Annotated in this window: 9 protein-coding genes; 5 read left to right on the top strand and 4 right to left on the bottom strand. The window is 30.9% G+C overall.

Features of this window, described 5'->3' with window-relative positions; translation table 11 throughout:
- Positions 1 to 108: 108 nt before the first annotated feature.
- Entirely contained in the window at positions 109 to 615 is a 507-nt protein-coding gene (locus MR593_RS05660; RefSeq protein ID WP_290690669.1) for a hypothetical protein, read from the bottom strand.
- Positions 616 to 640: 25 nt separating this feature from the next.
- Positions 641 to 1,969: a hypothetical protein gene (locus MR593_RS05655; protein ID WP_290690666.1), complete on the bottom strand. Its 1,329-nt coding sequence runs from the start codon at positions 1,967 to 1,969 to the stop codon at positions 641 to 643.
- Between the two features lie 227 nt (positions 1,970 to 2,196).
- Here MR593_RS05655 and MR593_RS05650 point away from each other — a divergent pair, with 227 nt between their 5' ends.
- Together MR593_RS05650 and MR593_RS05645 are read left to right on the top strand one after the other, a co-directional pair.
- The gene (locus MR593_RS05650; RefSeq protein ID WP_290690663.1) at positions 2,197 to 2,574 is read left to right on the top strand and encodes a hypothetical protein; all 378 of its coding nucleotides are present in this window, start codon (positions 2,197 to 2,199) and stop codon (positions 2,572 to 2,574) included.
- 12 nt (positions 2,575 to 2,586) lie between these two features.
- On the top strand, positions 2,587 to 3,378 hold the full coding sequence (locus MR593_RS05645) for an HAD family hydrolase (protein ID WP_290690661.1): 792 nt from the start codon (positions 2,587 to 2,589) through the stop codon (positions 3,376 to 3,378).
- Between the two features lie 67 nt (positions 3,379 to 3,445).
- Here the strand turns inward: MR593_RS05645 and MR593_RS05640 are convergent, their stop codons facing one another.
- Entirely contained in the window at positions 3,446 to 4,645 is a 1,200-nt protein-coding gene (locus MR593_RS05640) for a MalY/PatB family protein (protein WP_290690658.1), read from the bottom strand.
- 243 nt (positions 4,646 to 4,888) lie between these two features.
- Between MR593_RS05640 and MR593_RS05635 the strand changes: the two genes are divergently transcribed.
- From MR593_RS05635 to MR593_RS05625, 3 genes are all read left to right on the top strand, one after another.
- On the top strand, positions 4,889 to 5,272 hold the full coding sequence (locus tag MR593_RS05635; RefSeq protein WP_290690657.1) for a helix-turn-helix domain-containing protein: 384 nt from the start codon (positions 4,889 to 4,891) through the stop codon (positions 5,270 to 5,272).
- 136 nt (positions 5,273 to 5,408) lie between these two features.
- Entirely contained in the window at positions 5,409 to 6,197 is a 789-nt protein-coding gene (locus MR593_RS05630; protein ID WP_290690654.1) for an HAD-IIB family hydrolase, read from the top strand.
- Positions 6,198 to 6,353: 156 nt separating this feature from the next.
- Positions 6,354 to 6,983 (top strand): hypothetical protein, encoded by a 630-nt coding sequence (locus tag MR593_RS05625; RefSeq protein ID WP_290690651.1) that lies wholly within the window; start codon positions 6,354 to 6,356, stop codon positions 6,981 to 6,983.
- 113 nt (positions 6,984 to 7,096) lie between these two features.
- On the opposite strand, the gene nifJ is transcribed toward MR593_RS05625, so the two are convergent.
- Positions 7,097 to 10,630 carry a pyruvate:ferredoxin (flavodoxin) oxidoreductase gene (gene nifJ, locus MR593_RS05620; protein WP_290690671.1) on the bottom strand — a complete coding sequence of 1,178 codons (3,534 nt, stop codon included), beginning with the start codon at positions 10,628 to 10,630 and terminating at the stop codon, positions 7,097 to 7,099.
- Between the last annotated feature and the right edge of the window lie 4 nt (positions 10,631 to 10,634).

The following is a 10,634-nucleotide window of genomic DNA, read 5'->3' as shown; positions in this document are numbered from 1 at the left end:
GTTTACGACAACGAAAAAAGTACATCGCTCTACTTTGATAAATGCAAGCAATGTACTAATTTATACTGTCGTCTATTTAATTTTGGCGTACCTTTAGACAAATTAATTCTACCAATACCAATGTGGAATTAGCATAGCATCAGGTCTTTTACCCCTCAATATATTAAATGGATATATACTTCTATCTATTTTTTTGCCTGGAAGGTATTTTCTATTTACCATTATAGAGCTAAAGAAAATCTCTCTGCCACCTGTCATATCATCTGGCAGTCTGACTCCAAACACGCGCTCTACCTCTGTCTCCATCGCATATGCTATTTGCTTTAAATTTTTATCCTCCTGTCTTTTTCCGCCTAAATCTGCTATTTGATCGGCTATGTTTTCTAATTCCTCCATATGATCTACATCATTATAGTACTTATCAAATGTATATATTATATAAGCTGGTAAATCTAAAACTCCCCATTTAAAAAGCCTATTATTTGCAGCAACTATAGCGCCGATTGCAAATTCACCTTTTTCAAAAAACTCCTCCTGCATGTCGTAAAGGTTTAATAATTCTTCATCATCATCATACCAGTTTCTTTTTACTTTAAGATAATCTCTATCCTGCATAATAAAATCTCCTTATATTAAAATGTTAATTTTTCTTCTTAAATATTGAAAAAATCTTATTTATAAATCCATCGTTGTTTTGATCTTGTTCTACTTCATCCTCCTCATTTAAAATATCGCGAATTTCTTGACGAAGCTTAGACATATCTTTATGAATCTCTAAATCCTCTAAAACATCTTCTACACACACATCTATTTCTTCTGTCTTCTTGCAATCAACATAAAAATATTCATCTAGATCAAATAAATTCATTTCTACATAATCTATATTTTGTAATAAGCTTTTCATTTTCTTGGAGCTTATTTTTCTATCGCCACTCTCTATTACTACCTTGTCATTTTTTATTTTAAAGCTCAGCATATATATTTTTTTATCGTCTTTATATCTGTAATTAGGAAATTCACCTTCAAATCCATTTTCTTTTAATTGTGGCAGTATTTTTTCATATATGTATTTTTCCATATCGATTGAAAACTGAGTCTTTTCAGCTTTATTTCTATCTTTGAAGCCTTCACAGGCTTTTTTTATATTTATAGAAAAATCAGCGTAAATTTTGTACATAGGCTTGTAGTAATAGCACTTATCTTGATATTTTTCTATATCCTTTTGAAATTTTTCAAAGTCAAAACTCTTTGTGTTTTTTATATTTTTATCTAATTCGTCTTGAATATCTAAATAAGATTTAATTGTATTTTCAAGAGCTTCTATTTCTTCGATCTCGCCTTCGTATGGCTTGCAGGCATCTAAAGCTGCTTCTAAAAACTCCTTCTTTTCGTATCTATCGTTGTATTTTAAGAACAAATCATATATATCGCAAATAGATTTTTCATTGTAAACCTCGTAAAATTGAGATGAATTTAAAAGCACAATTAGCATTGCATTTTTAATTAAGGATTTTTCTTTTTCGTTTATACCTTCATCTCCTAATAGAGCGTGTTTTTCTAGTAGATTTCTAGCTTCTTTAACCGCCAGTACTACTCTATAATTGTCTATAATTTCATCTTGAGAAATTTCTATTTTACTGTAGTCGTAAAACTCCATATCAAATTCTACATCACTACAGAAATATGTAAATCTATCTTTTCTTCTTTTATTTCCTACAAGTATAGAAAATAAATATCCATTTTCTACTTCCTTTATTTCTAAAAAAGACATAGAAGATAAATTTCTTATTTCTTGATTTAAATTCTCACTTATATCATTCGTAGCATTTTTTAGTTGTAATTTAATACCTGCAAATTCATCTAAAATTATATTTACTTTTAGAAAATCACTTTCATCTAGTGAGATTTCTATATAATTTTTATAAGTTTCTCCTATATTATTTAATATTTTTTGATAATTTTTTTCCATAAACCCTCCACTTATTATACAATTTGAATTAATTTCCCGATACAAAAATTATACTAGATTTCATATAGCTTATGTAAATTTTTTTGTACAAAAAAATGTACTCTGCCTATTGAAATTCAATCACAACTCGCAAGCTTATCTTTTTAAAAATAACTTTAGATTTAAACAGTATTATTATATAATTGTATATACAGAGAAAAAAAGACATTTCAAGGGGGAATACAAAAATGGAAAATGGATTAATGTACAGTCGTATGATGGGATTTACAGATGTTAGAGGATTAAATATATTAGAAGACGCTATAGCTAAATTTCCTAACGAAGCTTATAAAAATATAGATTTACAAAAGAGCTTAGACCAATACGATTTATTTAGAAAAGAAGCCAACTTCGATGAAATATACGGGGAATCAGATAGACAAATGGATTTAAAGGATGGTAAAGTACTTCATATATTTGAAGGACGTAAATTTGAATTAGCTCTATTTGATTCAAACGACGTAGCGATAACTTCTGCCACTATATTCGGCGGTGGATTTAAAACATATAAAGATGGAAAACAACTAGAAGAAATATTTGTAGTTCAAGCTATCGAACTTAAATAGGTCGGTGATTTTATGTATAATGTAGTTGCATTTGATTTAGATGGAACTTTATTAAATTCTGAAACTATAAATTTAAAAAGCCTCCAAACATGCCTTGATATTTACTACAATATATCAGTTTCAATGGAGGAACTTATATCATTTACAGGAACCTCTGCAAAGGATATTCTTGAACATTATGGTATATCAAATTATAAAGAAGCTCAAGTAAGATGGATTTCTGAATTCGACAAAATAATGGATCAAGTAAAACTTTTCGACGGCGTATTAGACTTACTTGTAAAACTTAAAAATTTAGGCGTAAAACTGGCAATAGTTACATCTAGAAAGAGACATGAATTAGATAAATTAGTGTCTAATTTCAACTTAGAAAATTACTTCAATTACACTGTATCTATAGATGATACAGAAAACCCAAAGCCATCAGCTGAACCACTTCAAAAGCTTATGGAACTTGCAAATTGTACTGACAAAGAAATTTTATTTATAGGCGATTCATCTTCAGATATAAGATGCGCCAAAAATAACGATACTAAATTTGGACTAGCTCTATGGGGAGCTGATCCTTTCCTTGCAAAAGATTGCGATATTATTTTAAGTACTCCAGATGATGTTTATGATATAATCTTAAATGAAAAAGTCTGTAGCTGTAATAAAATATCTTTTTGTGAGCTTTTAGAAAATGCCAAAGCCGGTAAATACAAAACGTACGATGAATTGATAGAATTTGTTTCTGATAGAACAGATTGCTTCGAATGTTTTCCAAGCGCTTGGAAACTATTAAAATTACATATAAATAATTAATAAAAAACTCCTTTTGAACAAGTATTTAAAACTTGTATCAAAGGAGCTTTTTAATTATATAAAATATCTATCTATTATTTAAAAGATCACAAATTCTCTTTAATCCTTCTTCCAAAATAGATCTAGGACAAGCTAAATTAAGTCTTATAAATCCATTAGAATTTCTAACAAACATATCTCCACCTTCTAGAAGTACCCCAGCATGATTTGCAAATAATAAAGGTAAATTTTCATCACAATCGACATATGCACTTATATTTACCCATCCTAAATAAGTCGCTTCTGATATTTGCATTACTGCCTTTGGAAGATTTTTGCTTAGATACTCTTTAGTAAATTTAAAGTTTTCATCTAAATAATCTTTAAGTTCACACAACCAATCATATCCATCTGTATAAGCTGCTTGTGCTGCTGCTACACTAAGTGGATTTTCAAAATCATAATGTCTATCTTTATAGATAGATCTTATTCTTTCATTTGGTATTATTATATTTGAAATCATAAATCCTGCCATATTAAATGTTTTAGTTGGCGCCATACAAGTTATTATTTGGTCTGTCTCTGGAAATAACTTAGCTAATGGAGTATGTTTTTTGCCATTTCTAAGTAAGTCACAGTGGATTTCATCTGATATAACCATTACATTGTTATCTAAGCATATTTGCCCTACTCTCTTCAATTCTTCTTCTGTCCAAACTCTACCTGATGGATTGTGAGGATTGCAGAATATGCATAGAGTAACTCTATCATCCTTTGCCTTAGCTTCAAAATCTTCAAAATCTATAGTATAGTAATTGTCTTTTTCTATTAAATCACTTGTCACAAGCTCTCTTTTATTAAAATCTACAGCATGTTTAAAATAAGCATATGAAGGAGTCACTATAAGGATTTTTTCGTATTCATTTGTTATATAGTCTACAAGTTCATATAATGCTGGTATCACTCCGTTGCAAGTAACGAGGTGTTCTTTTTCAAAGCTCCAATCGTAAAGTTTTTTGCACCAACCGTTAAATGCTTCATAATAAGCTGGATCAAATATCTTTGTATATCCGAATATTCTTTTATCTAGTCTTTTTCTCACGGCGTCTATTATTTCAGGTGCTGTAGCAAATTCCATATCTGCTATCCACATACGTACAAATTCATCATCTGCATATGGAAACTTCATTGTTGGTGGAGCATGGAATATATATTCTCTAAAACCATCTGTATTCATTGAATTACTATTTCTTCTGTCTATAACTTCATCAAAATTATATTTTCCCATTTATAAATCCCCCTTTTAAATTAGTTTATCTATTTTCTATAGTTTTATTATTTCACAGAATTTAAACTTGCACAATTAAAGGTAGTTTATTTAAGATAAACTTTATTTTAAAAAAGTTTCTCTTAAATAGACAAATCTATTTTTTAAAGGTAAAATTTTAATATAAAATGAAATTTCAATTATTTTCTAAAAAAAATATATTTTTAGGAAACTTTTATATACAACTACAAGGAGGCAGGCAATATGAATGATTTACCTAACATAAATATGGAAATAGGCAAAAAAATTAAAAACATAAGAAAAAGTAAAAATATGACTATACAAGAGCTTGCAAATTCAATCAATAAAAGTAAATCTACAGTTTCTAAGTATGAAAATGGAGATATTTCTATAGATATACAAACTTTATATGAAATCAGCAATGCTCTAAACGTCCATGTTGAACAGCTTTTATATATTAAATCTAATATAGACAATATCCACAATAACAACATCGTGAATGCTTTAAAAATGCTATTTAGTAAAAAACCTTTAGAAGAAAACACTGATTTAGTAAAAAAATTAAAAATTTCCAAAGAAGACATTAAACTTATGAAGCTATACAATATGTTTACTGTAACACAATAAAAAAATTTCATAAATTTTCAACCTTCTATTGAAATTTACAATATTAATTGTTCTATTTTTTTATAATATAATTAAAATAGACATAATTATATAAAATTTTATAAAAATTAGAACTTTTATATTGGGAGGATAATTTATGGGAAACAAAAATTTTAGAAAAAAATATTTCTTCTTCGACATCGACGGAACACTTGCAGTAGGCAATCCAGGAAAATATATTCCTGAATCAGCTAAAGCCGCAATTGAAAAATTAGAAAGCCAAGGACATTTTTGTGCAATCGCTACTGGAAGAAGTCAAGCTATGGCATTTGATTATTGTAACGAAATTGGATTTAAAAATATGGTAAGTGACGGTGGAAACGGTATAACTATCGACAATAAATTAATAAAAATAGATCCTCTAGATAGAGAAAGTGTAGTTAAATTAATAAAGGAATGTGATGAAAAAGGTTTTTCTTGGGCTATCTCATACGATAACTCAAAGGTTAGATACTGTAAATCTTCTAAATTCATAGAAGATACTCAAAACGACGATTATATGGAAACAGCAGTAGATGAAAGTCTAGATATAGATAAAATAGACGTTATTTACAAGGCTTATATAGCCTGCACCCTAGAAAATGAACATCAACTAGAAAATCTTGAAAATGTTCCTTTTGCTCGTTATCAAGATACTTATGTATTTGTCGAACCAGACGACAAATCTGTTGGAATAAAAAGCGTACTAGATTACTACAATGCTCCATACGAAGATGCAGTTGTATTTGGAGATGGTAAAAACGACTTAAAAATGTTCAGAGATGAATGGACTTCTATCGCCATGGGAAATGCAATAGACAAGTTAAAGGAAAAGGCTACATTTGTAACAAAGGATGCTAAAGACGATGGTATAGCTTATGCTTGTGAGCATTTTAATTGGATATAATCGATGGTTTAATAATTTATATAAAATACAGATTGTAAGCAATTTACAGTCTGTATTTTTTTGGTTACAATTTTGTATAATTAAATTTATTGCTATTTAGAGCTATATAGATTATGTTTTTCATAAGGAGTATTATTTTTAGGGGAGGAAATAATTATGAAGGAATATAAAAGATGTAAATACTGTAGTATGGAAATGGATAAATCTGCAATGAAATGTCCTCACTGCAACAAAATTCAAGCATCAAGATTTTCTATTGATGGTAAATCAGAAAATTTCGTTGTTATACTATTGATAATAGTAGCTATAATAGTTGGCATTTCACCTAAAATCTCTAATATACAAGATTCTATTGGTTCTTTTACTTCATTTTTCGATACATCTGAGTTTTTACAAAATGCTTCAAATGAATTACAAAATATAACTGCCTTCTTTGACGATTTAGATGATGACAGAGATTATTCTTATATAGAAGCTTCTGTTGAAGATATTATATATGACTTTGAAGATGACCAAGATGATGCAGTAAGCTATTACAGTGACGAATCGCTAGAACTATCAGGTGAAATTAAAAAAATTGAAACTGATTCTAACGGTGCATATGTATACTTAAATACTTATGGTTCTAAATATTCAATATGTATTTGCATTCCAGCAAGTAATAAAGATGACGTGAATTATGTAAGTTCTCTAGAAACAGGCGACTATATCACATTTATGGGAGATTTTTATTATGATGAATCATCTGAGTATGATATTTATATAAAAAACGGATATGTTGTATAATTCACATTTATAATACGCTAAACGAAAAATATGGTGAGTCCTAAGACTCACCATATCTTTTTATTTATGTTTAAATTTTATATTCAAGATTTATTTTAAAGCCTAAACTAATCCTATTGGTTAGCTAATCTCTTGTAGCTTTCTAATCTATCTTTTGAAGCTTGTTCAGCCATAGTGAATAATTCTTCAGCTTGTTCTGGGAATTGTTTAGCTATAGAAGCATATCTTACTTGTCCCATTATGAAATCTCTGAAGCTTTCAGTAGGTTCTTTAGAATCTAATATGAATGGATTCTTACCTTCTGCTTTAAGTTGTGGATTATGTCTGTATAAATGCCAGTATCCACATTTAACTGCATCTGCTTCGTTTTGTATAGATTTACCCATACCACATTTTAATCCGTGGTTGATACATGGAGCGTAGCATATGATTAGAGATGGTCCATCATAAGCTTCAGCTTCAACTACAGCTTTAACGAATTGGTTATAATCAGCACCTATAGCAACTTGAGCAACATATACGTTACCATAAGATATAGCCATCATACCTAAATCTTTCTTTCTAGATTTCTTACCAGCAGCAGCGAATTTAGCCATAGCAGCAAGTGGAGTAGCTTTTGAAGATTGTCCACCAGTATTAGAGTAAACTTCTGTATCGAATACTAATACATTTACGTTTTCTCCTGAAGCTAATACATGGTCAACACCACCGTAACCGATGTCATAAGCCCAACCGTCTCCACCAAGGATCCATTGAGATCTCTTAACTAGGTAGTCTTTTCTAGATTTTATACTTTCAACTAAAGCTTTAGCTTCTTCTTTTTCTGGATTAGCTTTTTCTAATAATTCAACAACAGCTTTAGAAGCTTCAACTGAAGCAGCACTGTCTTCTTTAGCATCTATCCAAGCGTTTAATACTTTTGCACAGTCTTCACAACCACAAACATCTATTAAAGCTTTCATATCGTCTTCAAGTTTGTCTCTCATTTGTTTAACTGCAAGTCTCATACCTAAACCATATTCAGCATTGTCTTCGAATAAAGAGTTTGCCCAAGATGGACCTTTACCTTCATGGTTGCAAGTATATGGAGTTGAAGGAGCAGAACCACCCCAAATTGATGAACAACCAGTAGCATTAGCTATCATCATTCTATCTCCAAATAATTGAGTTACTAATTTGATGTATGGAGTTTCACCACATCCACCACAAGCACCTGTGAATTCAACAAGTGGTTGTTTGAATTGGCTACCTTTTACAGTCTTATCGTTCATTAAGTTACCTTTTGGAGCAACTTTCTTAGCATCAACAGCATAAGCCCATTTTGCAACTTCTGCTTCTTGGCTTTCTAATGGTTTCATTACTAATGCTTTTTCTTTAGCTGGACAAACGTCAGCACAGTTTCCGCATCCAGTACAGTCCATTATACTAACTTGCATTCTGAATTTTAATCCTTTTAATTCTTTACCTTTAGCATCAACAGCTACAAAGTTTTCTGGAGCAGCAGCTAATTCTTCGTCAGTTACAAGAACTGGTCTTATACAAGCATGTGGACAAACGAATGAACATCTATTACATTGGATACAGTTATCTGGAATCCATTCAGGAACGTTAACTGCAGTACCACGTTTTTCGTAAGCAGCTGTACCACATGGGAATGTACCATCTTCGTATCCTAAGAATGTAGATACTGGAAGGTCATTACCTTTTTGAGCTACCATTGGTCTTAATATGTTCTTGATGAATTCTGGTTCATCTACTTCTGGTTTTGGTGCATCAACAGCATCAGCCCAAGCAGCTGGAACATCTATTTTTACTAATGAATCTATACCAGCATCAACTGCTTTGTAGTTCATGTTTACTATAGCTTCACCTTTCTTACCGTAAGCTTTAACTATAGATTCTTTTAAGTATTTAACAGCGTCGTCTACTGGTATTATGTCAGCTAGTTTGAAGAAAGCAGCTTGACATATCATGTTTATTCTATTTCCTAAACCGATTTCTTGTCCTATCTTAACAGCGTTTATTGTATAGAATTGTATATCGTTTTTAGCGATATATTGTTTCATTTCAGCTGGTAAATGTTGATCTAATTCTTCAGGACTCCATATAGTATTTAATACGAATGTACCACCTTTTCTAAGTCCTTTTAATAAATCATATTTGTAAACATATGATTGGTTATGACAAGCTATATAATCAGCTTCGTCTAATAAGTAAGTTGATCTGATTGGAGTATCACCAAATCTTAAGTGAGACATAGTTATACCACCAGATTTTTTAGAGTCATAATCAAAGTATGCTTGAGCATATTTATCAGTATGGTCACCTATTATCTTGATAGCTTGTTTGTTAGCTCCAACAGTACCGTCAGATCCTAATCCCCAGAATTTACATCTTACAGTACCTTTTGAAGATATCTTAATTGGTTCTGCAGCTGGAAGTGAAGTGTTAGTTACGTCATCAACTATACCTATAGTAAATCCATCAACTGGTTTGTCTAATTTTAAGTTTTCAAATACTGCATGTAAGTCAGTAGGAGTAGTATCTTTAGAACCTAATCCGTATCTACCACCAACTATAACTGGAGCATTTTCAACACCTTTGTAGATGTTGCATATATCTAAGTATAATGGTTCTCCTAATGAACCTGGTTCTTTAGTTCTATCTAAAACTGCTATTTTTTCTACAGTTTTTGGCATAGCAGCTAAGAAATGTTTTTTAGAGAATGGTCTGTAAAGGTGAACTTTAACAACCCCTAATTTTTCTCCTCTAGCATTTAAGTAGTCTATTGTTTCTTCTAAAGCTTCTGTAACAGAACCCATAGCAACTACTACATGTTTAGCATCTTCTGCACCATAGTAATCGAATAAGCTATGTTTTCTTCCTGTTAATTCGCTTACTTTAGCCATGTTCTTTTCTACTATGTCTATCATATTATCATAGTATTTATTAGAAACTTCTCTTGTTTGGAAGTAAATGTCTGGGTTTTGAGCAGTACCACGAGTAACTGGGTGGTTTGGAGATAATGCTTTATCTCTGAACGCTTGAACAGCATCCATATCTATTAATTGTGCATATTCTTCATTTTCCATTAATTCTACTTTTTGTATTTCATGTGAAGTTCTGAATCCATCGAAGAAATGTAAGAATGGTAAAGAACCTTCTATTGCAGACATATGAGCTACTGGAGCTATATCAGCAACTTCTTGAACAGAACCTGAACATAATAAACATGCACCAGTTTGTCTACAAGCCATAACGTCTTGATGGTCACCGAATATTGATAAAGCTTGAGATGCTATTGCACGAGCTGTAACGTGGAATACACCTGGTAATAATTCCCCAGCAACTTTATACATATTAGGTATCATTAATAATAGCCCTTGAGATGCAGTAAATGTTGAAGTTAAAGCACCACCTTGTAATGATCCATGGAATGCACCAGCAGCACCTGCTTCTGATTGCATTTCAACAACTTTAACTTGTTGTCCAAATACATTTTTTCTTCCTTGAGAAGCCCATTCATCAACTAATTCAGCCATAGTTGAAGAAGGAGTTATTGGATATATAGCAGCAACATCAGTAAATGCATAAGCAACATGAGCAGCAGCTGTATTTCCATCTACAGTTTTCATAAATTTAGCCATTTTA

It is taken from the genome of Intestinibacter sp. (assembly GCF_022780145.1).
GTDB lineage: Bacteria > Bacillota > Clostridia > Peptostreptococcales > Peptostreptococcaceae > Intestinibacter.
The sequence above is the reverse complement of the archived record's forward strand: the minus strand, read 5'-3'. Positions and strand labels throughout refer to the sequence as shown.

Bases quoted from the DNA above. Each gene is read 5' to 3' on its own strand.
- MR593_RS05645 (WP_290690661.1), top strand. From the start codon at position 2,587: ATGTATAATGTAGTTGCATTTGATTTAGATGGAACTTTATTAAATTCT.
- MR593_RS05635 (WP_290690657.1), top strand. From the start codon at position 4,889: ATGAATGATTTACCTAACATAAATATGGAAATAGGCAAAAAAATTAAA.
- MR593_RS05655 (WP_290690666.1), bottom strand. From the start codon at position 1,969: ATGGAAAAAAATTATCAAAAAATATTAAATAATATAGGAGAAACTTAT.
- MR593_RS05640 (WP_290690658.1), bottom strand. From the start codon at position 4,645: ATGGGAAAATATAATTTTGATGAAGTTATAGACAGAAGAAATAGTAAT.
- nifJ (WP_290690671.1), bottom strand. From the start codon at position 10,630: ATGGCTAAATTTATGAAAACTGTAGATGGAAATACAGCTGCTGCTCAT.
- MR593_RS05660 (WP_290690669.1), bottom strand. From the start codon at position 615: ATGCAGGATAGAGATTATCTTAAAGTAAAAAGAAACTGGTATGATGAT.
- MR593_RS05630 (WP_290690654.1), top strand. From the start codon at position 5,409: ATGGGAAACAAAAATTTTAGAAAAAAATATTTCTTCTTCGACATCGAC.
- MR593_RS05625 (WP_290690651.1), top strand. From the start codon at position 6,354: ATGAAGGAATATAAAAGATGTAAATACTGTAGTATGGAAATGGATAAA.
- MR593_RS05650 (WP_290690663.1), top strand. From the start codon at position 2,197: ATGGAAAATGGATTAATGTACAGTCGTATGATGGGATTTACAGATGTT.